Here is a 26,088-nt window from a genome sequence, read left to right on the forward strand (position 1 = left end):
CCGCCCAGCGATCCCCCGCCGACGGCTCCAACGGGCATCAAGATCAACGATACGTTTTTCACAACGATTCGATCTGCCCTCGGAGCGGCAGTCACGAACTCCGTGATTGAACTGGCTGCTGGCACGTTCAACATCACCAAGTCGGACGCGGATCCTTCCAATCCGGCGGCCAGTGGAACGGCTCCACCGACACTGGCTCGCTTTGGCTCCAAGGTGCTCACGATGCAAGGTACGGCCGATGCTGCGCAGGCGCCGGCTACCGTCATCACCGGCTTGAGCAGAATCTTTTCAGGCCAGAACGATCGCGGTTCTGGCATTCCGCCGGGTTGGACTCTTCGAAATCTGAGCTTGCAATTTGCGGGCGGTTCTGGATACATCCTTCAGGCGGGCGAATCGGGCCTCGATACCAGCACGGAAATCGATGACCTCACATTCGAGAATGTCGTTTTTGAAGGCTTCCATACGGGAGCTGTAGGTGGAAATGACAGCCTTCCATGGGGGCTTTACTTGGACATCCGCGCGGGCAACCCCGATGGTGTTCCTGATTACCTGGGCTTTAAGATGGATCGGGTGAAGGCGATGCTTACGGGCCAGGGATCCGGGGTCGGGATGTTCGATCCGGCCAGTCTTCCCTCCACCAATGGTTCGGCTTTTCTCAGCGCCCAAGGTGACACCATCACGATCCAAGACTCCTTTTTTGACTTAAGTGGCTATCGCAACGCTTTGACAATTGCGAATAGCACGAATGTGCTGGTTTCTGGAAATACTTTTACCCGCAGTGGCTTCTATGGTAATCGGTACACAGGTGAAAAGATACTCAATGTCTCCGGTTCCATCGAGACCAATCTATTTGAGCATGGCTCCTACCTGGAGTTCTACGACGTCTACCTTCCATTGAGCGTGGCTGGTAACAGCTTTGATCTGCGTCTCTCAGGCGGTTACGCGATGATGTTCCGAGATAACCCCTCGGATGATTACGCACTGATCACTTCCGGCAATCTGGACCTTTCTAATAACGTCTTCAGAGGAGGGCAGGTGGCCAGGAGTGAGATCCTGGTCCCGTCCCAGCTGGTCCTGGAATCCAAGTCGGGAGCCTCCAACGCCGTCGAAATCCGCGCCGACACCTACTTGTTTGATCGGTTTCTTGTTGGAGGTCATGCCGATGATCAGCTGGATGGGTCGGGGACGGGGCAACGAGACTGGATCAGCGGGGACCTTGGCAACGACATCCTCACCGGTGGTGACGGGGTTGATGCCTTTGTGTTCGCCGCAGAGCCCAATCCCACCACCAACAACGATGTCATCACTGATTTCACCCCTGGTGTCGACATGATCTGGCTTGATGACGACGTTTTCGCGGGGCTGACTTCAGCCCCCCTTGGTCATGCCATCACCTACGACGACACCACTGGGGAACTGGCCTTCTCCGGCCAGGTGTTCGTCACGCTGGCCGGCGCTCCATCACTCACTCAGTCTGATCTCGTGGTGTTCTGAATCCCTCCGCGTTGCCACCAGCGCCGCCGCACCCAGAGCAGCATCCCCAGCCCGAGCCAGCCCACCGCGCCACCGATCGGATTCGGATGGGCTCCTCCCGGACCCACCAACCAGGCGGAGGTCTCGGGGGCGAGCGTCAGGGCACCCCCCTGCAGGAGGAACCAGCCGCCCACGAGGCCACCATGCAATCCCACGGCGCCCCAGAGCAGGCCGCCATCAGCCCGGCGCTGCAGCGCCAGCACCAGGCCCAGCATCGTCAATCCTCCAAGAAGCCCCAGGGCCCCGGCCGGCCCAAGGTTGAAACGGGTGTGGGCCAGGCTGAACACCAGGGCCTGGCCCCACAGCGCCCGGCTCCGACCGAGGTGCCGTTCCAGCTCTCCCCAGAGCCAGCCGCGGAACAGCAGCTCCTCGGCGAACCCCACCCCCAGCAGCAGGGCCAGGGCATTGAGGAGCTGGAGGGCGTTGAGCTGCCCTTGCCAGCCGGCCTGGCCGCTGATCAGCAGGATCCCCGCCACGAGGGCCAGCAGCAGAGCGGCCTTGAGCAGTCCCCGCACGAAAGCCCGCGTCACCCTGGCCGGGTTAGCCACCACCCCCAGCTGCCGCCAGGGTTGCTGTTCTCCCCACACCCGCCGGATCCACGCCGGCAGGCTGAGCAGCAGCAACAGCAGCGCCATCGCCGTGCCGAGCAGATCCAGTCGGTCCCTCGGCAGGGCGGGAGTGAGGACGGCCAGGGGACGCACCAGCAACCAGCCCAGGCCATAGAGCACGGGCACGTAGAGCAAGGTGCCGATCCAGCGGCGGATCACTCAGCTCTCCGGCTCGATCGTGCTCGTCAGGCCCTTGGCCTTGAGGGTTTCGCAGTAGAACTCCGCCGGCTCCAGATCGCAGACGATCACCAGGCCCACCCCCGTGTTGTGGGCTTCCAGCATGACGGCAATGGCATCCTGCTCGCTGAGGGACGGCACCACCTGGCGCAGGGTGTTCACCACGTACTCCATGCTGTTCACGGGGTCGTTGTGAAGCAGCACCTTGTAGCGGGGTGAGGTCTTGCGCACCCGCTCCGGCGCCTTCTCGATCACGGCGGCCCCCCCCGGCGAGCGGGACGGGGTTTCGGTGGCCGCCGGGGCGGTGGAGCCGCTGGCGAAGGGCGGGATGGTCATGGGCATGGCCGCTCCGGTCCTGACAGTGGCCAACTCTAAAGAGCCCGGATCCGGCGCATCGCCTCGTCCACGTTGGCGCGGGAGTTGAAGGCGGAGAGGCGGAAGTAGCCTTCGCCCGCCGCCCCGAATCCGCTGCCGGGGGTGCCCACCACGTGGGCCTGGCTGAGCAGGTGGTCGAAGAAGCCCCAGGAATCCAGGCCGGCGGGGGTCTTGATCCACACGTAGGGGGCCTGCTGGCCCCCGTACACCTGCAGACCTGCGGCCTCCAGTTCGCGGCGGATGATGGCCGCGTTCTCCATGTAGAAGCGGATCAGGGCCCGCACCTGCTCCTGGCCTTCCGGGGAGTACACGGCTTCAGCGCCCCGCTGCACGATGTAGCTCACCCCATTGAACTTGGTGCTCTGGCGCCGGTTCCAGAGGCCCCACAGCTCGACCGGCTCGCCGGCGGTCGTGGTGCCGCTGAGTCCCCGGGGCACCACCGTGAAGGCACAGCGGGTGCCGGTGAAGCCGGCGTTCTTCGAGAAGGAGCGGAACTCGATCGCGCAGCGGCGCGCCCCCTCGATCTCATAGATGGAGTGGGGCAGCTGGGGATCGGAGATGAACGCCTCGTAGGCGGCGTCGAAGAGGATCAGGGCGTTGTGGGCCAGGGCGTAGTCCACCCACTGCTTCAGCTGATCCCGGGTGGCGACCGCGCCGGTGGGGTTGTTGGGGAAGCAGAGGTAGATGAGGTCGACCGGCTGCTCCGGCAGGGGGGCCACGAAGCCGTTGGCCGCCGTGATCGGCAGGTAGGTGAGGCCCCCGTAGCGGCCGCCCCCGTCGGCGTCGCCGGTGCGGCCCGCCATCACGTTGCTGTCGACGTACACCGGATAGACCGGATCGGTGACGGCGATGCGGTTGCCGGCCCCGAGGATGTCGAGGATGTTGCTGCTGTCGCACTTGGAGCCGTCGGAGATGAAGATCTCCTCGGCGCTCACCTCGCAGCCGCGGGCCTGGAAGTCGTGGCGGGCGATCGCCTCCCGCAGCCAGCCGTAGCCCTGCTCGGGGCCGTAGCCGTGGAAGCCCTCCCGGGTGCCCATGGCCTCGATCGCCTGCTGCATCGCCTCCCGGCAGGCCGCCGGCAGGGGCTCGGTGACGTCGCCGATGCCCAGGCGGATCACGGCCGCCTCGGGATGGGCCTCCGTGAACGCCTTGACGCGCCGGGCAATCTCGGGGAACAGGTAGCCCGCCTTGAGCCGGAGGTAGCTGTCGTTGACCTGGACCATGGGGGGGAAGCGGAAGGCGGGGCAGCGGGGCCAGGCGGCATCTTCCTATGGCGCGGGCCGGCCTGCCTACGCTCGGCCTGCAGCCCGCCGGTCGCCGCCGTGCCCTTCGCCACCGCCGACGCTCCCGTCGCCTTCACCGAGCTGGTCGACGGCGGCATCGCCCGGCCCGCCCGCTACCTCGGCAACGAGCGGGGGGTGGAGCCCCGGGACTGGTCAATGGCCCGGGTGCGCTGGGCGCTCACCTACCCGGAGGTCTATGAGGTCGGCGCCAGCAACCTCGGCCACGTGCTGCTCTACGCCATCCTCAACGCCGTCCCCGGCCAGCTGTGCGATCGGGCCTACCTGCCGGCGCCCGATCTGGCGGCCCGGCTGCGGGAGCGGGGGGCGCCCCTGTTCGCGGTGGAAAGCCACCGGCCCCTGACGGCCTTCGACATCCTCGGCTTCAGCCTCAGCTACGAGCTCGGCGGCACCAACATCCTGGAGATGCTGGATCTGGCGGGCATCCCGATCCGCGCCGCCGACCGGGGCGACCTCCCGCTCGACGATCCGGCGTCGCCGCCGCTGATCTTCGCCGGAGGCCCCACCGCCACGGGCAATCCCGAGCCCTTCGCGCCCTTCTTCGATTTCCTCGCCCTGGGGGATGGGGAGGAGCTGCTGCCCGAGATCGGCCTGGTGGTGGCCGAGGGGCGGGCCGCGGGCCTGGGCCGTCGGGCCCTGCTGCGGGACCTGGCCGAGGTGCCCGGGGTCTATGTGCCCTCCCTCTACGCCCCCGGGCCCGACGGGGTGAGCCTGCGGCCGCTGGAGCCCGGCCTGCCGCCCCGGATCCAGCGGCGCACGGCCACCCCCATGCCCCACTACGCCATGGGCCTGGTGCCCCACATCGAGACAGTCCACGACCGGCTCACGGTGGAGATCCGCCGCGGCTGCACCCGCGGCTGCCGCTTCTGCCAGCCGGGGATGCTGACGCGCCCGGCCCGGGACGTGGAGCCCGAGGCGGTCATCGAGGCGGTGGAGGAGGGGATGCTGCGCACCGGCTACAGCGACTTCTCGCTGCTGTCACTCAGCTGCAGCGATTACCTCTCCCTGCCGGCGGTGGGGGTGGAGCTGCGCAACCGGCTGGCGGAGCACAACGTCAGCCTCACCCTGCCCAGCCAGCGGGTCGACCGCTTCGACAACTCCATCGCCCACATCCTCGGTGGCACCCGCCGGGCCGGGCTCACCTTCGCCCCCGAGGCCGGCACCCAGCGCCTGCGGGACATCGTCAACAAGGGCCTCACGGATGCGGAACTGCTGCGCGGCATCCGCACCGCCATGGAGAACGGTTACAACCGGGTGAAGCTCTATTTCATGATCGGCCTGCCGGGTGAGACCGACGCCGACGTGCTCGGCATCGCCGACACCTGCCGGGGGCTGCAGCAGCAGTGCCGTGATCTGGGCCGGCTGCAGCTCAACCTCACGATCAGCAATTTCACCCCCAAGCCCCACACGCCGTTCCAGTGGCACAGCGTGTCGACGGCGGAGTTCCGGCGCCGGCAGCAGCTGCTGCGCGACGCCCTGCGGCCGCTGAGGGGCATCAAGACCAATTACACCGACGTGCGGCTGTCGGCGGTGGAGGACTTCGTCGGCCGCGGCGACCGGCGGCTGGCGCCGGTGATCGAGGCGGCCTGGCGGGCCGGGGCGGGGCTGGATGCCTGGTTCGAATCGGCCGAGCGCAGCCATGCCGCCTGGACCGGCGCCATCGAGGCGGCTGGCCTGGGGGGCTCCTATCGGGCCCTGGAGATGGGCGGCTGGAGTGCGGCGGAGGCCTTTGCCACCGGCGACCTGGAGGCCTTCTGCCGCCAGCCCCTGCCCTGGGACCACATCGATTCCGGGGTCGACAAGGCCTGGCTGGCGGAGGACCTGGGTCGGGCCCTGGCGGCCGCCGTGGTGCCGGACTGCTCCTTCGAGGGCTGCAGCAGCTGCGGGGTCTGCGGTCCGGAGCTGGGGCACAACGTGGTGATCCCGCCGCCCCCCGTGCCGCTGCCGCTGCCGCCGCGGGCGCCGGCCAGCGAGCGGGTCTGCCGGCTGCGCTTCGCCTTCGCCAAGACCGGCTCCCTGGCGCTGATCAGCCATCTCGACACCCTGCGCCTGATGGAGCGGGCCCTGCGCCGCAGCGGCCTGCCGGTGAGCTTCACCGGCGGCTTCCATCCCCTGCCGCGGCTGCAGGTGGCGCTCCCTTTGCCCCTGGGGGTGGAGGGCCTGAACGAGTGGCTCGACCTGGACTTCGCCGCCCCGGTCGACGCCGAGACGGCCCGGGAACGCCTGCAGGCGGAACTCAGCGCCGAGCTGGCGCTGCTCTCGGTCCGGGCCGTCCCCCTGGAGACCCCCGGCCTGGCCCAGCAGATCCGTTCTGCCGAATGGCGGTTCACCTTGCGGCCGGCCCCGGACCAGGCGGCCCTGACGCCGGAGCGCTGGGCCGCGGCGGTGGCGGCGCTGCTGGAGGCCACCAGCCTGCCCTGGCAGGACCAGGACAAGAAGGGGCGCCCAAGGGAGCGGGAGTGCCGCCCCTACCTGCTCAACCTTCGCCTGGTGTCTGCCGATGGGCCCTCAGGGGCAGGCGCGGACCAGGTGCTGGATCTGGAGGCCGCCGTGGATCCCCAGGGCCGCAGCCTGCGGCCGGAGCATCTGCGCCACTGGCTGGCCACCGGCCTCGGCCAGCCGCTGGTGCTCGGTCCGGTCCAGCGCCGTTGCCTCCGGCTGGACGCATGCTAAGTTCGCCCTAGACGGAGACAGGAATAGCGGGGTTCCCTCCCTTCTTCCTCCTCCGCCCAGACGCTTCTGCATCAGGGACGCTTTCTAGAAGCTCCTCGGCGAAAGCGCTATCACAGTCAACATTGCTTGGTTCGGTCTTCGTTGCTTTGCATCGGGAAGGAACGACATTCCTTCCGTCACGCTGCCGGCCCGACGACGTCACTGCTCCCATCCGGGCCCCTTGGCTTCTGGGGGCCAGACCAGGCAACCAGCCGATTCCCTTGTTTCCGGGGTCCGGCCTGAACCTCTCCAGTGGCTGAGCGACCGTCATGGTCGCCGCCCGATTTCTTTCCCCACCTGCCCCCCCGGCAGGGCTCCACTGAGCCCACCATCTCTTCCATGCCCCAGCAGATCGTCATCGCTGAGCAGTTGCGGATCGCCGCAGTGCTCAACGACGAACGCGTCGATGAACTGATCGTCGCCCAGGGTCGCTACCAGATCGGTGACGTCTACCTCGGAACCGTCGAGAACGTGTTGCCCGGGATCGATGCCGCTTTCGTCAACATCGGCGAAAGTGAGAAGAACGGCTTCATCCACATCACCGATCTGGGTCCCCTGCGACTGAAGAAGGGGGGCGCCGGCATCACCGAGCTGCTCGAGCCCCGCCAGAAGGTGCTCGTCCAGGTGATGAAGGAGCCCACGGGCACCAAGGGGCCGCGCCTCACTGGCAATCTGTCCCTGCCGGGGCGGTTCCTGGTGCTCCAGCCCCACGGCCAGGGGGTCAACATCTCCCGGCGCATCAACGGCGAGAACGAGCGCAACCGGTTACGGGCCCTCGGCGTGCTGATCAAGCCCCCCGGCGCCGGCCTGCTGATCCGCACCGAGGCCGAGGACGTCAGCGAGGAGATGCTGATCGACGACCTCGAAGCGCTGCTGCGCCAGTGGGAATCGATCCAGCAGGCGGCCGAGACGGCCTCCCCTCCGGTGCTCCTCAACCGCGATGAGGACTTCATCCATCGGGTGCTGCGCGACCTCTACAGCCCCGATGTGCTGCGGGTGGTCGTCGACAGCCCGGATGCGGTGGCCCGGGTCAACGCCTTCCTCGGCGCCGACCAGGCCAACCTCCTGGTGGAGCACCACGGTGAACCCACCGAGATCCTGGAGCACTACCGGGTCAACGCCGCCATCCGTGATGCCCTCAAGCCCCGGGTGGATCTCCCCTCCGGCGGCTACGTGATCATCGAGCCCACCGAGGCGCTCACGGTCATCGACGTCAACTCCGGATCCTTCACCCGCTCGGCCAACGCCCGCGAGACGGTGCTCTGGACCAACTGCGAAGCGGCGGTGGAGATCGCCCGCCAGCTGAAGCTGCGCAACATCGGCGGCGTCGTGATCATCGACTTCATCGACATGGAGTCTCGGCGCGACCAACTGCAGCTGCTGGAGCACTTCACCCAGGCCTGCCGCGACGACACGGCCCGCCCCCAGATCGCCCAGCTCACCGAACTCGGCCTGGTGGAGCTGACCCGCAAACGCCAGGGCCAGAACATCTACGAACTGTTCGGCCGGGCCTGCCCCAGCTGTGGCGGTCTGGGCCATGTGGCGGTGCTTCCCGGCAAGGACACCCTCCAGCCCCTGGCGACGGTCTCCGGCCTGGTGCGATCGGCCGCCTCGGCCCGGGCCGAGGTGGCCAGCCCCTCCACCGGCGGCGGCGAATCCGGCGGCAGCAGTCGGCGGCGGCGCGGCGGCCGCGGCGGTCGCGGCTCCGAGGGGGCCGAGGCTCCCCCCCTGGTCGGCTATGGCGAGGGCGGGGGCAACGGCAGCACCGTTCTGCCACCGGCCCAGGAGAGTGCCGCCGTCGACGCCCCGCAGCGCCGTCAGGAGCCCGAGGTGCTGGCGGTGCCGATGGATCCCGAGCAGGAGCTGGTCTACGGCTGGATGGGGCTGAGTCCGGCGTTGCTGCTCGATCCGGTCCCCAGCGGCGACAGCCTGATGGTGCGCGTGGTGCGCCCCGACGCCGACCCCGAGGCCATCATCGAGGAAGCCCGTCAGCAGCTGGCCGCCAGCGGCTCCCGGCGGCGGCGGCGCGGCCGCAGCGGTGAGGGCCGCAACGGTATGGCTGACACCAACGGCATGGCCGAATCCACCGAAGCTGCCGAAACCTCCGTCGTCTCCGGGGACCCTGAGTCCCAGGGGTCGGAGGCGATCCCCATCCTCGAGATCACCCCGGCCCCCTTCGAACCCCTGCCGGGCGCGGTCCCGTCCGAGTTGGTGACCGTGGCTGTCCCCAGCCGCCGCTCCTCCGGCCGGTCCACGCCGGCGGCGGCTCCGGTCCCGGTGGCCGCCGCCGCGGTGCCCGCTGCCGATCCTGCGGCCGCCGACGCGGGTGAACCCCGTCGCCGCCGCCGGCGCTCCTCCGCCGCTGGCTGATCGCCCCGGCCCCGGCTCCTTCGGGCACCCTGACGCAGACGTCTGGGGGGGACGCGACCCCGGCGAATGTGCCGGGGTCGACGAGGTCGGCCGGGGCAGCCTGTTCGGCCCGGTGTTTGCGGCGGCGGTGGTGCTGCCGGCCACGGCCCTGGCGACCCTGGCGGTGGCCGGCCTGAATGACAGCAAGAGGCTCACCGCTCGGCGCCGCGAGGCCCTGGTTCCGCTGCTTCGCCACCATGCTCTGGACTGGGCCCTGGGCCAGGCCAGCGCCGGCGAGATCGATCGCTGGGGGGTGCGCCAGGCCACCGAATGGGCGATGCTGCGGGCCCTGCAACGGCTGACCCGCCCCCCCCGGCTGTTGCTGGTGGATGGGGTGCTGCCCCTGAGAGGATGGCCCGGTCCCCAGTCCACCCTCGTGGGCGGTGACGGCCGCTGCGCTGCGATCGCCGCCGCCAGCGTGCTCGCCAAGCAGGAGCGGGATGCCCTGCTGCGGCGCCTGGCGCTGCGTCACCCCGGCTACGGCCTGGAGCGCCACGCCGGCTACGGGACCCGCCTGCACCGGGAAGCGCTCCAGCGGCTGGGAGCCACGCCCCTGCACCGCCGCAGCTTTCTCAGGTCGATCGGCACCAGCGCTGGAAATCCCCCAGCAGCTGCTGACTCACCCGGGTTCTGATGCCCAGCAGGATGCCGCCGAGCACCGAGCGGCCCGTGGCCTCCAGCACCTTGGGCGGGATCAGCTGCAGCAGGGTGGGGCGGCTCACCGTCACCGAGAGGCTGGCTTCGCCGGTGAGGCCGCCGTCGGCCGCCGCGAGCCAGGAGCAGAGCCCCAGGCGGAAGTCCTCCACAAGTCCGAGCCCCTCCAGCTGGCAGTCGAGGGCCTCCAGCTCCAGCCGCCCCTGGCGCCGCACCACCTGCAGCTCGACCACCGGCTGGATCTTCAGCTGGAACACCCGCACCTGGCTCACGGTGTAGCGGTAGCGGCCGGGACCGAGGGGTTCGAGCTGGGTGGGGTCGAGCAGGGCCTGCACCACCCGCTGCTCATCATCGAGATAGGCGGACAGGCGATCCGCCTCGCTGGCCACCGGGAGGTCGAGTTGCTGACTGGCGCTGAAGGCCAGGGACATGGCCTGCGGGCCGGCAGGCCATGATCCTACCGATCACCCCAGAGCGCCTCACCGCCATGCGTCTTGCCTTTCTCGGTCCCGTCGGCACCTACGGTGAGCAGGCGGCGCAGCGACTGGCGGCCCTTGAGGGCCTCGACGCGGTGGCGTTCATCCCCCAGCAGGGCATCCGGGCCGTGATCCGGGCCCTGGCCGACGGCGACTGCGATCTGGCGGTGGTGCCGGTGGAGAACTCCGTCGAAGGGGGGGTCACCAGCTGCCTCGATGCCCTCTGGGAACACCCTGACCTGGCGGTGGCCAGGGCCCTGGTGCTGCCCATCCGCCACGCCCTGGTGGGCAGCGGCCCCCTCGACGCCATCAGTGAGGTGCTCTCCCATCCCCAGGCCCTGGCCCAGTGCAGCCTGTGGCTGGGGGAGCACCTGCCCCAGGCTCTGCAGCTGCCCACCAGTTCCACCGCCGAAGCGGCCCGGCTGGTGCGTGGCAGCCGTTTCCGGGGCGCCATCGCCTCGCTGGAGGCGGCCGCCGAACACGGCCTGGAGGTGCTGGCCCACCCGATCAACGATGTGCCGGGCAACTGCACCCGCTTCCTGCTGCTGCGGCGCGGCGAGCGCTCCCACCGGGGCCCCCATGCCAGCCTGGCGTTCTCGCTCCATGCCAACCAGCCCGGCGCCCTGCTGGAGTCGCTGGGCTGCTTCGCCCGCCAGGGGCTGAACATGAGCCGGATCGAGTCCCGTCCCTCCAAACGGGAGATGGGCGAATACATCTTCTTCGTCGACCTCGAACTTCCCGAGGGCGCCGCACCGCTGGATGGGGCGATCACCGACCTCACCCCGCTGTGCGAGCACCTGGCCCTCTTCGGGGCCTACCCCCTCACCAACCTCGCCGCCGAGGAAACGGCCGACTGAGTCAGCCGGGACCTGCCTGGGCCGGGACCAGGGGCTCGGCTCCTGGCACCGGACCGCGGAAGACGCCGAACTGCATCAGGCCGTTGCGGAAGGCCCAGTCCATCAGCAGCAGCGTCGGGGTCTCCCGCAGCCCCTGGAGCACGGCCCGGGGGCCCAGCCCCAGCACCGCCCCGGGGCGCCGCATGCCTTCGAGGATCGAATCCACCCAGGAGGGCAGGGTGGCGACCGTCCAGTCGGCGGTGCTGATCGGCAGGCCCCGGTTCCATGGGCTGGTTTCCAGGTTCCGCTTCAGGGAGGGGATGCTGGCGAACTCCGGGTGGGCCCACTGATCGAGCAGCTGGCGCATCACCCAGCGCTCCAGCCGGTTCATGGGAGCGACGTGCGGGTCGCGGCGGTTCCAGTCGGCCACCGCCAGAGCGCCGCCCGGTTTGAGCACGCGCAGCATCTCATCGGCGTAGCGCTGCTTGTCGGGCATGTGGGGGCCGGCCTCGACGCTCCAGACCGCATCAAAGCCCGCGTCCGGCAGCTCCAGGGCCAGGGCATCCATCACGGCGAAGCGGCACCCCGGCAGGTCGGCCGGTGTGAGCTCCCGGGCCCGGGCGATCTGGACCGGACTGATGCTGATGCCCAGCACCTCGAAGCCGTAGTCGCGGGCCAGGATGCGGGCGCTGCCGCCGATGCCGCAGCCCACGTCCAGCACCCGGCTGCCGGGGGGCAGACGGTCGAGGCCGCTCCAGCGCACCAGCTCATGGACGAAGGCGGCCTTGGCGGCGCGGAAATCACGGGCACCCGGGGGATCGCCGTAGTGGCCCAGGTGCACATGCTCGCCCCAGAGCCGCTCCAGCAGACGGTCGTCCGTCCAGCGGTCGTAGGCGGCGGCCACGCTGGCTGGCGACAGGTAGGCCCGCGAGCGGCGCTGCCACAGCAGGGCGGCCAGGACCGCCGCCAGGGTCCCTCCCGTCAGGAGAAGGGGCAGCAGGGTGCCGCCCGAAGGAAGGCTCGGCATGGCTCAGGTCTCGCTGCCGCCGTCGCCGAGACTGGAGAAGGTGTCCTTGAGGACGGTGCGGGCCGCCAGCTGGCGTCGGGTCTGGTCGAGCAGCTCGAATTCCTGGCGCAGGCGTTCGCCGGTGTCGGTGATCTCCAGCAGGGCCTGCTGGTGGTCGGCCACCGGACCGCCGAGATGGGCGCCGATCCAGAAGGAGAGCTCCCGCGGCAGATCGGGCAGATCGGCGGGCAGGGAGGAGGGCTTGCCGATCAGCTTGCCGGTGAGATCGACCACGTCGCGCAGGGCACGGGTCACGTCACTGGTGAGGGTCTCGAGCTCCTCATGGCTCTCGCTCACCGTGTCCTCGATCCAGCTGACCACGCCGACGCGGAACGGGGTGTCGCGCACGATGTCGAGCACCCGGAAGCGCTGCTGTCCCATGGTGACGATGTTGCTGCGGTCGTCGTCCTGCACCTGGCAGTGGAGGATCTCGGCGCAGCAGCCCACCTCCGCCATCTTCTTGCTCTGGGGATCCCAGCGCACCACGCCGAAACGTCTGTCCTCCGACATCGCCGTGCGCAGCATCATGCGGTAGCGCGGCTCGAAGATGTGGAGCGGCAGCACCTCCTGGGGGAAGAGCACCACATCGGGGAGGGGGAACAGGGGCAGCTCCCGGACGGCCAGGTCAGTCACGCGAGCAGGTTGCCGCTGGCGGCAGGGGGGAAGGGGCGATCGGAGAATGGCGGCGGAAGGATCAACCAGGGCAACGCAGGAAGTATCGCGATCCTAGTGAGAGCGACCAGTCCGGCGAAGCCCATGGCCCCCATCGGCATCAGAGCTTGACTTCGATATCCACACCACTGGGCAGGTCGAGCTTCATCAGGGCGTCGATGGTCTTGGAACTGGGGCTGTAGATATCGATGATGCGGCGGTGGGTGCGCGTCTCGAAGTGCTCACGGGAATCCTTGTCGACGTGAGGCGAGCGCAGCACGCAATAGATCTTGCGCTTGGTGGGCAGGGGGATGGGACCGATGGCCGTGGCAGCGGTGTGATCGGCGGTTTCGATGATCTTTTCGCAGGACAGATCCAGCATGCGGCGATCAAAGGCCTTCAGGCGGATGCGGATCTTCTGCTGGGGGATGGAGGCGGTCATCGGAAGGGAAACGCGGGCGAAGGGAGGCGGGAGTGCCGCGGAAACGGGTTGTCGAGGTGCGGGGGAACCAACGGTTCCGGAAGGGGGAGCCCCACCACGGTGGGGCTCCCCGAGAAAGGCTAGATCAGCCTCACAGAACGATCTTGGACACCACGCCGGCACCGATGGTGCGGCCGCCTTCGCGAATGGCGAAGCGCATGCCCTGCTCGATGGCGACCGGGCAGATCAGCTCGGCGCTCATCTTGATGCGGTCGCCGGGCATCACCATCTCCACGTTGGAGCCGTCATCGGCGGTGAAGGCCGTGATCTGGCCGGTCACGTCGGTGGTGCGGATGTAGAACTGCGGGCGGTAGCCGGCGAAGAAGGGGGTGTGGCGGCCGCCTTCCTCTTTCTTGAGGACGTAGACCTCACCCTCGAACTTGGTGTGGGGCTTGATGGAGTTGGGCTTCACCAGCACCATGCCGCGCTCGATGTCCTCCTTCTGAATGCCGCGCAGCAACAGGCCGACGTTGTCGCCCGCCATGCCCTCGTCGAGCAGCTTGCGGAACATCTCCACGCCGGTGACGGTGGTTTCCCGAGTGTCGCGGATGCCGACGATCTGGACGGTCTCGCCCACCTTCACCTTGCCGCGCTCGATACGACCGGTGGCGACGGTGCCCCGACCGGTGATCGAGAACACGTCTTCGACGGCCATCAGGAAAGGCTTGTCGATCTCACGCTCGGGCTCGGGGATGGACTCATCGACCGCATCCATGAGGTCGAGGATCTTGTCGACCCACTCATCTTCACCACGCACGGCCTTCTTGCCGGCCTGGATGTACTCGAGGGCCTTGAGGGCGGAGCCGGCGATGACAGGGATGTCGTCTCCGGGGAAGTCGTAGCTGCTCAGCAGCTCACGCATCTCCAGTTCGACGAGCTCAAGGATCTCCTCGTCGTCGACCATGTCCTTCTTGTTGAGGAACACCACCAGGGCGGGCACGCCCACCTGCTTGGCCAGAAGGATGTGCTCCTTGGTCTGGGCCATGGGACCGTCGGTGGCGGCCACCACGAGGATGGCGCCGTCCATCTGGGCGGCACCGGTGATCATGTTCTTGACGTAGTCCGCGTGGCCGGGGCAGTCCACGTGGGCGTAGTGACGGTTTTCGGTCTCGTACTCGACGTGGGCCGTGTTGATCGTGATCCCCCGCTCCTTCTCCTCAGGGGCACCATCGATCTCGTCGTAGGCCTGGGCCTTGGCCATGCCCTGGGACGCCAGCACGTTGGTGATGGCGGCGGTGAGGGTGGTCTTGCCGTGGTCAACGTGACCGATGGTGCCGATGTTGACGTGAGGCTTGTTCCTCTCGAACTTCTCGCGTGCCATGGAAGGAAAGAATCGGGGGGGTGGGTTGGATGGAAAGAAAGATCAGGAATTGCCCTGATTCTTGGAAATGATGGCTTCCGCCACATTGCGAGGAACTTCCTCGTAATGGCTGAACTCCATCGAGAAAATACCCCGACCCTGGGTCATGGATCGGAGCTGGGTGGCGTAGCCGAACATTTCGGCCAGAGGCACCTTGGCCTGGACTTTGGACTGCCCGTCGTCGACGGACTGCCCTTCGACCTGACCACGGCGGGAGGAAAGGTCGCCGATGACCGAACCGAGGAAATCCTCGGGGACCTCGACCTCAACCTTCATCATCGGCTCAAGCAGTACGGGGTTGCACTTCTTGACGCCGTCCTTGAAGGCCATGGAACCGGCGATCTTGAACGCCATCTCCGAAGAGTCGACGTCGTGATAGGAGCCGTCCACCATGGTGACCTTGACATCGATCATGGGGAAACCGGCAATCACACCGGACTGGCAGGTTTCCTTCATGCCGGCTTCCGCCGGACCGATGTACTCCTTGGGAACGATGCCGCCAACGATCTTGTTGACGAACTCGAACCCTGAGCCCGGCTCGCCGGGCTGCATTTCGATCACCACGTGGCCGTACTGGCCCTTGCCGCCTGTCTGGCGGGCGAACTTGCCCTCACCCTTGGCGCTGCCGCGGATGGTTTCCCGGTAGGACACCTGGGGGGCGCCGATGTTGGCCTCCACCTTGAACTCCCGCAGCATGCGGTCGACAAGGATCTCCAGGTGCAGTTCGCCCATGCCGGCGATCACCGTCTGGTTGGTTTCAGGATCGGTGGACACCCGGAAGGTCGGGTCCTCCTCGGAGAGGGACTGCAGGGCCTTGCCGAGCTTCTCCATGTCGCCCTTGGTCTTGGGCTCCACGGCCACGGAGATCACCGGTTCGGGGATGAACAGGGATTCCAGGATGATCGGATCGGAGTCGACGCAGAGGGTGTCGCCCGTGGTGGTGTCCTTGAGGCCGAGCACGGCCCCAAGATCACCGGCCCGCAGTTCATCCACCTCCTCGCGCTCGTCGGCCTTCAGCAGGATCAGGCGGGAAATGCGTTCCTTCTTGTCCTTGGTGGAATTGAGGACGTAGCTGCCCTTCTGCAGGACCCCGCTGTACATGCGCACAAAGGTGAGCTTGCCGTAGGGGTCGGCCATGACCTTGAAGGCCAGGGCGCTGAAGGGGGCGTTGTCGTCGCAGGGGCGGGTGGCTTCGCTGCCGTCGGCCAGCAGGCCATGGATCGGGGGCACGTCCACGGGGGCGGGCAGGTAGTCGACCACCGCGTCGAGCACCAGCTGGACGCCCTTGTTCTTGAAGGCGGAGCCGCAGAGGATCGGCACCATGCCGTGCTGCAACACCCCGAGGCGGATGCCACGCATCAGCTGTTCCTGGGTGAGCTCACCGTTCTCGAGGAAGGCTTCGATCAGCTCTTCATCGGTTTCGGCCACCGACTCCATCAGCTTCTGGCGCCACTCCTCGGCCTCGTCCTGCATGTCGGCAGGGATCTCCTCTTCGAGGATGTCGGTGCCGAGATCATTGGTGTAGATGATCGCCTTGTTGCGCACCAGATCAATGATGCCCTTGAGGTCACCTTCGGCTCCGATCGGCAGCTGGATCGGCACGGCGTTGGCCTTGAGGCGATCCTTGATCTGCTCGTAGACCTTCAGGAAGTTGGCGCCGGTGCGGTCCATCTTGTTGACGAACACGATCCGGGGCACGTTGTAGCGGTCGGCCTGCCGCCAGACGGTTTCCGACTGGGGCTGGACGCCGCCCACGGCACAGAACACGGCGACCACACCATCGAGCACGCGCATCGAGCGCTCCACCTCGATCGTGAAATCGACGTGGCCGGGGGTGTCGATGATGTTGATGCGGTTGTCCTTCCAGCTGGTGGAGATGGCGGCCGCGGTGATGGTGATGCCACGCTCGCGCTCCTGCTCCATCCAGTCGGTGACGGCGGCGCCATCGTGGACCTCGCCCATCTTGTGGACCACGCCGGAATAGAAGAGAATCCGTTCGGTCGTGGTGGTCTTGCCCGCGTCGATGTGAGCGGCGATTCCGATATTTCTGACGCGTTCCAGGGGGTAGGCGCGGGCCACGGGAAAGTTCTCCGGGGGTGGGTCGACAAAAAACGGGCGTAACTCTACAGACCGGTGATGGCTCAGGTCTGGGGGAACCGGATCAGCCCAGCAATCCGGTTCCCTGGGCGCTCAGTAGCGGTAGTGGGCGAAAGCCTTGTTGGCCTCGGCCATCTTGTGGGTTTCCTCCCGCTTGCGGACAGCACTGCCCGCCTCGTTGGCGGCGTCCATCAGCTCGCCCGCCAGTTTCTGGGCCATGCTCCGGCCGTTGCGGGCACGGGAGAAGTTGACCAGCCAGCGCAGCGCCATGGCGGTGCCCCGCTCCTGACGCACTTCCATGGGCACCTGATAGGTGGCGCCGCCGACCCGACGGGCCCGCACCTCCACCAGGGGGGTGGCATTGCGGACCGCCGTCTCGAAGAGGTCGAGGGGATCGGCACCGGTGCGCTCGTTGATCAGGGTGAAGGCATCGGAAAGGATGCGCTGGGCCGTGGACTTCTTGCCGTGCTTCATCAGCCGGGCCACGATCATCGAGGCCAGACGGCTGTTGAACTGGGGATCCGGCAGGACCGGGCGCTTCTCGGCGGCGTTGCGGCGGGACATGGAACGGAGGGAGAAAAAGCAGGAGAGGAGGGAGTCGGCCGCGGAGAGCCGGTGGCGCGGAGGCTCAGGCCTTCGGTGTCTTGGCGCCGTACTTGGAGCGGGACTGACGCCGGTCCTTCACCCCGGAGGTGTCGAGGGTGCCGCGGATGATGTGATAGCGGACACCGGGGAGATCCTTGACGCGGCCGCCGCGGATCAGAACCACCGAGTGCTCCTGAAGGTTGTGGCCGATGCCGGGGATGTAGGCCGTCACCTCGAAACCGGAGGTGAGGCGCACACGTGCCACCTTCCTCAATGCCGAGTTGGGCTTCTTCGGGGTGGAGGTGTACACCCGGGTGCAGACGCCACGCCGTTCGGGGCAGGCGCGCAGGGCGGGCGACTTCGTCTTGCGGGTGAGACGCTGCCGCTCGGTGCGGATCAGCTGCTGAATAGTGGGCATCGAGGGCCGGGTGCTGCTCGGTGGGGACTTCTGGTTGGACAGGTCGGACGTCCGACCGTATCGACAATCCGACACCTTACTTCGTCGTCGTCCCCCTCAGTTCTCGCGGCTGAAGGCGGCCCCGCAGGCACAGCTGCGCACGCCCGGTCCCGAGCGCACCAGGAACCCCCCGCCGCTGAGGTCACCCCGATAGTCGAGTTGGAGGCCCTGGAGCAGGGGCAGCTGGTCCCCGGGGGAATAGAGGGTGATGCCGTCGGCCCGGGCCACGGGGGTGCCGGACAGGTGGCCGGGGCACAGGCGGATGGCCCAGGCTTCACAGGCGCCCTCCAGCAGTTCCAGGTGCATCAGCCCGGGGGTGCCCGCCACGGCCGCCTGTCGGCAGAGCTCGGCGGCGGCGGCGGCGGTGAGACGGAGGCTGTGGCCCCTGGGCACGGCAACGCGGCGATTGGGCTCAGTCTGCCAGCGGCCGGCCGGCGGGCCCCAGGCTGGTGGCCGCCTCGCCGCCACCGATCGGTACCAGGCCCAGGCCGTTGTGCACGGAGCCGGCCACGCCGCGTCCCTTGACCCGGTGGCTGCCGCCCATCACCAGGCCGGTGGAACTGCCCCCGTCGAGATTGAGGGCATCCACCAGCCCCATCTGCTGCAGCAGCCAGGCGGTCTCGGAGAGGGTGGGCCCGGCGCTCCCCCCGGCACCTTGGAGGGTCACCAACCACAGCAGGGTGCCGTCACTGCCCACCACGGTGCGGGGGGCCCCCTGGCGCAGGAAGGCGGTCCCGAACCCCTCGGCGCCGCCGTTGAGCACGATGCGGCCGTTCTGGAGCAGCAGCGGTCCGCCCCCCATCACGGAGGAGGCGCTGCCCACCGGATCGCTTGGCCGGCTCTCGATCCGCAGCCGATCTCCCTCGCTCCAGGGCAGGTCGGCCCCGCCGCGGGCCACCACCAGGGTGTCCTCCGGCCGCAGCGGCACCCCGGCCGCCAGCTCGGCGCTGCCGACCCGACGCTGCACCTGGCCGCCGACCAGCAGCAGGCCCGTCTCGGAGCCGGTCAGGGCCTGGTAGAACCGGCCCCATTCGGCCGTGTAGCGGCTCAGGCCCCGCTGGGCCAGGCCGCTGTTCACGGTCAGCAGCGGCACGCGCTGGCCGCGATCGTCGCTGATCCATTCCTCCAGCCGCAGGCGGCCGAAGCGCGGCAGGCTGCGGGGTTCCCAGCCCACCACGCCGCGGTTGAGGATCGGCCCGGACAGCCAGCGGCCCTGGTCCCGCAGGGCGCCGAGGGGCAGCCGGCGCACCCGGTTGAAGAAGCCGCCGTTGATCGCCACCAGGGCGTCCTGGCGCTGGGCCAGGGCCGTCAGGGAGCTGAGTCCCGCCATGCCGTCGGGGCGGCTGAGGGTGCGCAGCTCCAGGGGACCGCTGCGTGGATCGAGCCGGACGGCGTTGACCAGGACCCGGGTGCCGCCCACGGTGCGCACCTGCTGGTCCCAACGCAGCTGCGACCCCAGCATCGCCACCAGCCGCGGATCGATCGGGGCCGGCGCCTCCGGCGCCGTGCCGACACTGCCGGCGCCCTGGGGCAGATCGATGACCACCCGGGCCGGATCCCCCAGGGTGAAGGTGCGCAGGGGGGCGCCGCCCCCCGGCACCGCCAGGCTCAGGTCCGTCCCGACGGCGCCACTGCGCAGTCCCCGTGCGGTGAGCTGGGCCAGCTGGTCGGGTCTGCTGAGCAGGGCCAGCTGCAGGCCCCCCTCGCTGCTGCGCACGAGCGTGGGCCCGTCGAGGTCGAGCACCACCCGCCGGACGCCACCCTGCTCCGAGCTGCGCACCTGGAGCAGCCGCGGCGCCGGCAGGCGCAGATCCAGCCGCTCGCCGCGACGCTCCACCGCCACGCCCGCGTCCTGCAGGAGGACGGCCACGTCGACGGCCACCTCGTCCGCCAGCGACCGCTGCTGGCCCGGGGGCACCACCATCTCCCGGCCGAACCATTCCAGCGCCAGTCCACCATCGGGCCTGGAGCGGCTGCTGAAGCCCAGCTGGCCTTCGAGCACCTCCAGCGGCAACCACAGGGCCACCGGCCTCCGCGGGTCATCGCCGCTCCAGCGCCAGGCGGCCTGCTGGCTGCGGCCGTTGAGCGCCAGGACGGTGCCGCCGACCTCTGCGGTGGGAGCCGAACGCACCGGCCCGCGCCGGCTGGGTCGTGGGGCCGACAGTTCCGGCAGGGCCGGAGGCATCGGCGGCGGGGCCGCCCTGGTGACCGGCGGAGCTCCGATCAGGGCCACCAGGGCCAGGGTGATCGGGAGAGTCCTGGCCATCGTCGACGTCCTGCCTCTTGGGGCAAAAATCCTGCCCCTTGAGGCAAAAAGTTAGTCCCACCGCTCCAGGGAGGGGTGGCTGCCTAGGATCGATGGCTCGCCCTGTCGTCGCAGACACGGCTGCTGCACGGGTGACACGGCAGCTCCTCGGCAGTCCCAGCCTGCCGGCGTCCTTAGGCTTGTTCCCTCCAAGCCCGTTCCAGCCCCGTTTCAGCAGCCCCAACCCGGCCTATGTCCTCCTCCGTCCCCGTCTGGCCCCACCGCGACAGCTCCACTCCAGGCCCTGGCGAGACGGATGCCTGCGGGGTGGGTTTCCTCGCTCACCTCGACGGCGTTCCCAGTCACTGGGTGCTCCAACAGGCCTTGCGGGGCCTCCGCTGCATGGAGCACCGGGGCGGCTGCGGCGGTGACGGCGACTCCGGCGACGGGGCCGGCTTGCTGACCGCGATCCCCTGGGGCTACCTGGAGGCCGTCTGGCCGGCGGCGGCCGCCTCCACGGCTGTCGTGCGGGGGCTGGGGATGCTGTTTCTGCCGGCGGATCCCGCCCGCCGCGACCAGGCCAGGCGAATCTGCGATGAGGAGGCCGAGCGCCTCGGGCTCCTGAGCCTGGGCTGGCGGCAGGTCCCGGTGGTTCCCGAAGTGCTCGGTCCGCTGGCGCGGGAGAACGCCCCGGCCATCGAGCAGTGGCTGCTGGCCGCCCCCGATGCGGTGCCCGGCGTGATGGCCGACGTCGACGCCCTCGAGTCCCTGCTGTTCCGCCTGCGGCGCCGTGCCGTCGACCGGGTGCGGGAGGTGTGGGGGGCCGACACCACCGATCTCTACTTTGCTTCGATCAGCGCCCGCACCGTCGTCTACAAGGGCATGGTGCGCTCGGAGGTGCTCGACGCCTTCTACACCGACCTCCGCGACGACCGCTTCAGCGTCGCCTTCGCGGTGTACCACCGCCGCTTCAGCACCAACACCCTGCCCCGCTGGCCCCTGGCCCAGCCGATGCGCCTGCTCGGCCACAACGGCGAGATCAACACCCTGCTGGGCAACATCAACTGGGCCAGGGCCGCCGAATCCCACCTCGAAGCCGTCTGGGGCGATGCCGCCCGCGACCTGCGGCCCCTGGTCAACGCCGCCTTCAGTGATTCGGCCAACCTCGACGCCACCCTCGAGCTGATGGTGCGCAGCGGCCGGCCGATCACGGACAGCCTGCTCACCCTGGTGCCGGAGGCCTTCCGCGACCAGCCCGAACTCGATGAGCGGCCGGCGATCAAGGCCTTCTACGAGTACAGCGCCTGCCTTCAGGAGCCCTGGGATGGTCCCGCCCTGCTGGTCTTCAGCGATGGCCGCATGGTGGGGGCCACCCTCGACCGCAACGGCCTGCGGCCGGCCCGCTACTGCATCACCAGCGACGGCTACGTGGTGATGGGCTCGGAAACGGGCGTGGTGGAGCTGGAGGAATCCCGGATCATCGAGAAGGGGCGCCTCGGCCCGGGCCAGATGCTGGCCGTCGACCTGGAGCAGCACCGGCTGCTGCGCAACTGGGACGTCAAGGAAGAAACCGCGGCGCGGCTGCCCTATGCCGGCTGGCTGCTCGACCATCGCCGCAGCCTCTCCCCCGGCGGGTGGGAACAGGAGCGCACCCTGGGTGAGCTGGAGCTCCTCCAGCAGCAGACCGCCTTCGGTTTCACCGCCGAGGACCTTGATCTGGTGATCGAGGACATGGCCGGCCAGGGCAAGGAGCCCACCTATTGCATGGGGGACGACATCCCCCTGGCGGTGCTCTCCTCGAAGCCCCACCTCCTTTACGACTACTTCAAGCAGCGCTTCGCCCAGGTCACCAACCCCCCGATCGACCCGCTGCGCGAGAAGCTGGTCATGAGCCTGGAGATGCACCTGGGCCGGCGCGGTTCGGCGCTGCGGCCCGATGCCTCCGGCGCCGCCGTGCTGCACCTCACCACCCCGGTGCTGAACGAGGCCGAACTGCAGGATCTCGGCTCCCACGGCCTCGGCCTCACCACCCTCTCCACGCTCCTGCCGGTGGCCAGCGGTCCAGACGGGCTTGAGCAGGCGCTGCATCGGCTCTGCTTCGAGGCGGAGGCGGCCGTGCGCAGCGGCAGCCAGATCCTGGTGCTCTCCGACCGCACAGGCGGCGGCATCAGCGCCGGCACCTCGGCGATTCCCCCCCTGCTGGGGGTGGGCGCCGTGCACCATCACCTCCTGCGTCTCGGCCTGCGCCTGCAGTGCTCCCTCGTGGTCGACACCGCCCAGTGCTGGAGCACCCACCACCTGGCCTGCCTGATCGGCTACGGCGCCAGCGCGGTCTGCCCGTGGCTCACCTGGGAGACGACCCGCCACTGGTTGTCCCACCCCCGCACCCAGTCGATGATCGAGCGGGGCAAGCTCCCCCGCCTCGACGCCGACACGGCCCAGGCCAACGTGCGCAAGGCCCTGGAGGAGGGGTTGCGCAAGATCCTCTCCAAGATCGGCATCTCCCTGCTGGCCAGCTACCACGGTGCCCAGATCTTCGAGGCCATCGGCATCGGCGCCGACCTGATCGATCTGGCCTTCACCGGCACCACCAGCCGGGTGGCCGGCCTCAGCCTCCAGGATCTGGCCAGCGAGACCCTGGCGTTCCATGCCAAGGCCTACCCGGAACTGAACCGCACCAAGCTGGAGTTCATGGGCTTCGTGCAATACCGCACCGGTGGGGAGTTCCACCTCAACAACCCGGAGATGTCCAAGGCCCTCCACGCCGCGGTGGCGGCGGGCCCCGGCTACGACCACTTCACCACCTACCGCACCCTGCTCGAGAACCGCCCGGTCACGGCCCTGCGCGACCTGCTGGAGCTGCGTCCGGCCCCGGCGCCCCTGCCGATCGAGCAGGTGGAGAGCGTGGAGAGCATCTGCAGCCGCTTCTGCACCGGCGGCATGAGCCTGGGGGCCCTCTCCCGGGAGGCCCACGAGGTGCTGGCGGTGGCGATGAACCGCATCGGCGGCAAGAGCAACTGCGGTGAGGGCGGTGAGGACCCGGCCCGCTACCACCCCCTCGACGACGTCGACGGCGAGGGCCATTCGCCCACCCTTCCCACCCTGCGCGGGCTCCGCAACGGCGACAGCGCCTGCTCCGCCATCAAGCAGATCGCCTCGGGCCGCTTCGGCGTCACCCCGGCCTACCTGCGCAGCGGCCGCCAGCTGGAGATCAAGGTGGCCCAGGGCGCCAAGCCCGGCGAGGGCGGCCAGCTGCCCGGCCCCAAGGTGGACGCTTACATCGCCTGGCTGCGCAACAGCAAGGCGGGCGTGCCACTGATCTCACCGCCGCCCCACCACGACATCTATTCGATCGAAGATCTGGCCCAGCTGATTCACGACCTGCACCAGGTGAATCCCGCCGCCCGGGTCTCGGTGAAGCTGGTGGCTGAGATCGGCATCGGCACCATCGCCGCCGGCGTGGCCAAGGCCAACGCCGACGTGATCCAGATCTCCGGCCACGACGGCGGCACCGGCGCCTCGCCGCTGAGTTCGATCAAGCACGCCGGCAGCCCCTGGGAGTTGGGGCTCACCGAGGTGCACCGCAGCCTGCTGGAAAACGGCCTGCGGGACCGGGTGCTGCTGCGGGCCGACGGCGGCCTCAAGAGCGGCTGGGACGTGCTGATCGCCGCCCTGCTGGGGGCCGAGGAATTCGGCTTCGGCTCGGTGGCCATGATCGCCGAGGGCTGCATCATGGCCCGGGTCTGCCATACCAACAATTGCCCGGTGGGCGTCGCCACCCAGAAGGAGGCCCTGCGCAAGCGCTTCACCGGCCTGCCCGAGCATGTCGTCAACTTCTTCGTCTTCGTGGCCGAGGAGGTGCGCCAGCTGCTGAGCGTGCTGGGGGTGGCCCGGCTCGAGGACCTGATCGGCCGCACCGATCTGCTGGCGCCCCGCCCCATTGCCCTCACCAAGACCAGCGCCCTGGATCTCTCCTGCCTGCTGGATCCGATCCCCGCCGCCGCCGACCGCGGCTGGCTCCGGCACGACGATGAGGCCCACGGCAACGGCCCTGTCCTTGAGGACGGGCTGCTTGCCGACGCGGAGGTGCGCGCCGCGATCGAAACCCACGGCCAGGTGGTGCGCCAGCTGCCGATCGTCAACACCGACCGCAGCGTGGGGGCTCGTCTGGCCGGCGAGATCGCCGCCCTGCACGGCAACACCGGCTTCCAGGGGGGCCTGGCCCTCACCTTCCACGGTGCCGCCGGCCAGAGCTTCGGTGCCTTCGTGCTCCAGGGCATGGACCTGCGCCTGGTGGGCGAGGCCAACGACTATGTGGGCAAGGGCATCAACGGCGGTCGGATCACCGTGGTGCCCCCCGCCGCGGTCCGTGACCCCGGCGCCCAGGTGATCCTCGGCAACACCTGCCTCTACGGCGCCACGGGCGGGGAGCTGTTCGCCCTCGGCCGGGCCGGCGAGCGCTTCGCCGTGCGCAACAGCGGCGCCCGCACCGTGGTGGAGGGCGTCGGTGACCACTGCTGCGAGTACATGACCGGCGGCGTGGTGGTGGTGCTGGGCAGCACCGGCCGCAACGTGGCCGCCGGCATGACCGGCGGCGTGGCCTTCCTGCTCGACGAGACCGGAGGTCTGGCGGCCCGCCTCAATCCCGAGTCGGTGGCGCTGGTGCCCCTCACCACCCCCGAGCAGGAGGGCCTGCTGCTGCCCCTGCTGGAGGCCCATCTGCAGGCCACCGGCAGCGCCAGGGCGGCGGCGATCCTGGCGGACTGGCCCACCTGGAAGGCTCGCTTCCGGGTGCTGGTCCCCCCCAGCGAGAAGGCCACGGTGGGTCTGGCGGAACGGGAAGCGGTGGCAGCCTGATCGGAACCGGGCCACTGGAGCGCTGACCCGGTGGGTGTGTTCAGCGGGGGTGCTCTCGCATCAGGCGGCGCACCTCTCCGGCGTGGTAGCTGCTGCGGGTGAGCGGACTGCTCACCACCTGGAGGAAGCCCAGGTCGGCTTCCCCATGGCGGCGGAAGCTTTCGAACACCTCCGGGCAGACGAAGCGCTGCACCGGCAGATGTTTCGGGCCAGGGGAGAGGTACTGGCCGATGGTGACGATGTCCACCGCGTGGGCACGCAGATCGGCCAACACGGCGCGGACCTCGTCGTCGCTTTCCCCCAGGCCGACCATCAGCCCCGATTTCGTGTAAGTGCGCGGCCAGCCTTCCCGGACCCGGCGCAGCAGGTCCAGCGAACGTTCGTAGACCCCCTGGGGCCGCACCTGCCGGTAGAGCCGGGGCACGGTCTCGATGTTGTGGTTGAGCACCGCCGGCGCCGCCCCCATCACCGCCGCCAGGGCTTCCCAGGCGCCGCAGAGATCGGGCAACAGGATCTCGATCGTGGTGAGGGGGGATGTGCGTCGCACCGCCTCGATGCAGGCCACGAACTGGCTGGCGCCGCCGTCGGCCAGGTCGTCCCGGTTGACCGAGGTGATCACCACATGGCTCAGCCCGAGACGCCGCACGGCTTCCCCGAGGCGCTCGGGTTCGGTGGGGTCCAGCGCCCGCACACTGCGGTCGAAATCGATGTCGCAGTAGGGGCAGGCCCGGGTGCAGCCCGGCCCCATGATCAGGAAGGTGGCGGTACCGCCGGCGAAGCACTCGCCGATGTTCGGGCAGCTGGCCTCCTGGCAGACGGTGTTGAGCTTGAGGTCGACCAGCAGATCCGCCACCGCTCCGATCCGCTCCCGCTGCGGCGCCTTGACCCGCAACCAGGGCGGCTTGACGGGGGCGGGCCGGGGGTCGCTGACGGTCACGGGCATCGCTGGGCTGTGCGGACTGTAGGGAGGACGGTCTCGGCGATCAGGGCGGCCGGCCGCCGCGGGCCATCCCCTAAAGTCTGGCCATCGGGATGTGGCGCAGCTTGGTAGCGCACTTCGTTCGGGACGAAGGGGCCGCAGGTTCGAATCCTGTCATCCCGATTCAACACCTGCCTGCACCGCTAGCAAACCGCTAGTGCGCATGGCACAAAGTCAGTCGGGACGGCTATAGCGGGTCGCTATACTCATCCTATAGCTCAGGTGCCTA

Annotated in this window: 19 protein-coding genes, 1 tRNA gene and 1 pseudogene; 7 read left to right on the top strand and 14 right to left on the bottom strand. The window is 69.1% G+C overall.

The window, feature by feature from the left end; translation table 11 throughout:
- Positions 1–1,494: pseudogene (locus tag VB738_RS10395) on the top strand (hypothetical protein); the annotation flags it as partial.
- On the opposite strand, the gene VB738_RS10400 reads toward VB738_RS10395, so the two are convergent.
- Genes VB738_RS10400 through VB738_RS10410 form a run of 3 tightly spaced genes read right to left on the bottom strand, consistent with a single transcriptional unit; the run spans position 1,470 to position 3,916 of the window.
- Complete coding sequence (locus VB738_RS10400; protein ID WP_323305692.1) at positions 1,470–2,300, bottom strand: CPBP family intramembrane glutamic endopeptidase; 831 nt, start codon at positions 2,298–2,300, stop codon at positions 1,470–1,472. The pseudogene VB738_RS10395 and the gene VB738_RS10400 sit on opposite strands and share 25 nt — an antisense overlap.
- Positions 2,301–2,660: an ATP-dependent Clp protease adapter ClpS gene (gene clpS, locus VB738_RS10405; RefSeq protein WP_323305693.1), complete on the bottom strand. Its 360-nt coding sequence runs from the start codon at positions 2,658–2,660 to the stop codon at positions 2,301–2,303.
- 29 nt (positions 2,661–2,689) lie between these two features.
- The gene (locus VB738_RS10410) at positions 2,690–3,916 is read right to left on the bottom strand and encodes an LL-diaminopimelate aminotransferase (RefSeq protein WP_323305694.1); all 1,227 of its coding nucleotides are present in this window, start codon (positions 3,914–3,916) and stop codon (positions 2,690–2,692) included.
- Positions 3,917–4,015: 99 nt separating this feature from the next.
- On the opposite strand from VB738_RS10410, the gene VB738_RS10415 reads away from it, so the two are divergent.
- From VB738_RS10415 to VB738_RS10425, 3 genes are all read left to right on the top strand, one after another.
- On the top strand, positions 4,016–6,667 hold the full coding sequence (locus VB738_RS10415; protein ID WP_323305695.1) for a TIGR03960 family B12-binding radical SAM protein: 2,652 nt from the start codon (positions 4,016–4,018) through the stop codon (positions 6,665–6,667).
- A 378-nt stretch (positions 6,668–7,045) separates the two neighbouring features.
- Positions 7,046–9,076 (top strand): Rne/Rng family ribonuclease, encoded by a 2,031-nt coding sequence (locus VB738_RS10420; protein WP_323305696.1) that lies wholly within the window; start codon positions 7,046–7,048, stop codon positions 9,074–9,076.
- Complete coding sequence (locus VB738_RS10425) at positions 9,033–9,749, top strand: ribonuclease HII (protein WP_323305697.1); 717 nt, start codon at positions 9,033–9,035, stop codon at positions 9,747–9,749. The genes VB738_RS10420 and VB738_RS10425 overlap by 44 nt, the downstream gene beginning before the upstream one ends.
- On the opposite strand, the gene VB738_RS10430 is transcribed toward VB738_RS10425, so the two are convergent.
- Positions 9,688–10,200 carry a DUF1997 domain-containing protein gene (locus tag VB738_RS10430; RefSeq protein WP_323305698.1) on the bottom strand — a complete coding sequence of 171 codons (513 nt, stop codon included), beginning with the start codon at positions 10,198–10,200 and terminating at the stop codon, positions 9,688–9,690. The two genes, VB738_RS10425 and VB738_RS10430, sit on opposite strands and share 62 nt — an antisense overlap.
- Before the next feature lie 56 nt (positions 10,201–10,256).
- Between VB738_RS10430 and pheA the strand changes: the two genes are divergently transcribed.
- A complete protein-coding gene (gene pheA / locus VB738_RS10435) occupies positions 10,257–11,102 on the top strand; it encodes a prephenate dehydratase (RefSeq protein ID WP_323305699.1) in 846 nt (281 codons plus the stop codon).
- Position 11,103: 1 nt separating this feature from the next.
- Here the strand turns inward: pheA and VB738_RS10440 are convergent, their stop codons facing one another.
- The 9 genes from VB738_RS10440 to VB738_RS10480 form a co-directional block, all read right to left on the bottom strand.
- Positions 11,104–12,108: a methyltransferase domain-containing protein gene (locus VB738_RS10440; protein ID WP_323305700.1), complete on the bottom strand. Its 1,005-nt coding sequence runs from the start codon at positions 12,106–12,108 to the stop codon at positions 11,104–11,106.
- A gap of 3 nt (positions 12,109–12,111) precedes the next feature.
- Complete coding sequence (locus VB738_RS10445; RefSeq protein WP_323305701.1) at positions 12,112–12,780, bottom strand: LON peptidase substrate-binding domain-containing protein; 669 nt, start codon at positions 12,778–12,780, stop codon at positions 12,112–12,114.
- 139 nt (positions 12,781–12,919) lie between these two features.
- Complete coding sequence (gene rpsJ / locus VB738_RS10450) at positions 12,920–13,240, bottom strand: 30S ribosomal protein S10 (RefSeq protein ID WP_015109452.1); 321 nt, start codon at positions 13,238–13,240, stop codon at positions 12,920–12,922.
- A gap of 130 nt (positions 13,241–13,370) precedes the next feature.
- A complete protein-coding gene (gene tuf, locus VB738_RS10455) occupies positions 13,371–14,600 on the bottom strand; it encodes an elongation factor Tu (RefSeq protein WP_015109451.1) in 1,230 nt (409 codons plus the stop codon).
- Positions 14,601–14,642: 42 nt separating this feature from the next.
- Positions 14,643–16,718 (bottom strand): elongation factor G, encoded by a 2,076-nt coding sequence (gene fusA / locus VB738_RS10460; RefSeq protein WP_323305702.1) that lies wholly within the window; start codon positions 16,716–16,718, stop codon positions 14,643–14,645.
- Positions 16,719–16,829: 111 nt separating this feature from the next.
- A complete protein-coding gene (rpsG, locus tag VB738_RS10465) occupies positions 16,830–17,300 on the bottom strand; it encodes a 30S ribosomal protein S7 (RefSeq protein ID WP_015109449.1) in 471 nt (156 codons plus the stop codon).
- Positions 17,301–17,364: 64 nt separating this feature from the next.
- Positions 17,365–17,739 (bottom strand): 30S ribosomal protein S12, encoded by a 375-nt coding sequence (gene rpsL, locus VB738_RS10470; RefSeq protein ID WP_015109448.1) that lies wholly within the window; start codon positions 17,737–17,739, stop codon positions 17,365–17,367.
- 96 nt (positions 17,740–17,835) lie between these two features.
- Complete coding sequence (locus VB738_RS10475) at positions 17,836–18,171, bottom strand: AIR synthase (protein ID WP_323305703.1); 336 nt, start codon at positions 18,169–18,171, stop codon at positions 17,836–17,838.
- Positions 18,172–18,190: 19 nt separating this feature from the next.
- On the bottom strand, positions 18,191–20,044 hold the full coding sequence (locus VB738_RS10480; RefSeq protein WP_323305704.1) for a phosphodiester glycosidase family protein: 1,854 nt from the start codon (positions 20,042–20,044) through the stop codon (positions 18,191–18,193).
- A 231-nt stretch (positions 20,045–20,275) separates the two neighbouring features.
- On the opposite strand from VB738_RS10480, the gene gltB reads away from it, so the two are divergent.
- A complete protein-coding gene (gene gltB / locus VB738_RS10485) occupies positions 20,276–24,880 on the top strand; it encodes a glutamate synthase large subunit (protein ID WP_323305705.1) in 4,605 nt (1,534 codons plus the stop codon).
- Between the two features lie 40 nt (positions 24,881–24,920).
- Here the strand turns inward: gltB and lipA are convergent, their stop codons facing one another.
- Positions 24,921–25,817 carry a lipoyl synthase gene (gene lipA / locus VB738_RS10490; protein WP_323305706.1) on the bottom strand — a complete coding sequence of 299 codons (897 nt, stop codon included), beginning with the start codon at positions 25,815–25,817 and terminating at the stop codon, positions 24,921–24,923.
- Between the two features lie 91 nt (positions 25,818–25,908).
- Here lipA and VB738_RS10495 point away from each other — a divergent pair.
- A tRNA-Pro gene (locus tag VB738_RS10495) sits at positions 25,909–25,982 on the top strand.
- The last annotated feature ends 106 nt before the right edge of the window (positions 25,983–26,088 follow it).

It is taken from the genome of Cyanobium gracile UHCC 0139 (assembly GCF_034931325.1).
Lineage (GTDB): Bacteria > Cyanobacteriota > Cyanobacteriia > PCC-6307 > Cyanobiaceae > Cyanobium > Cyanobium gracile_B.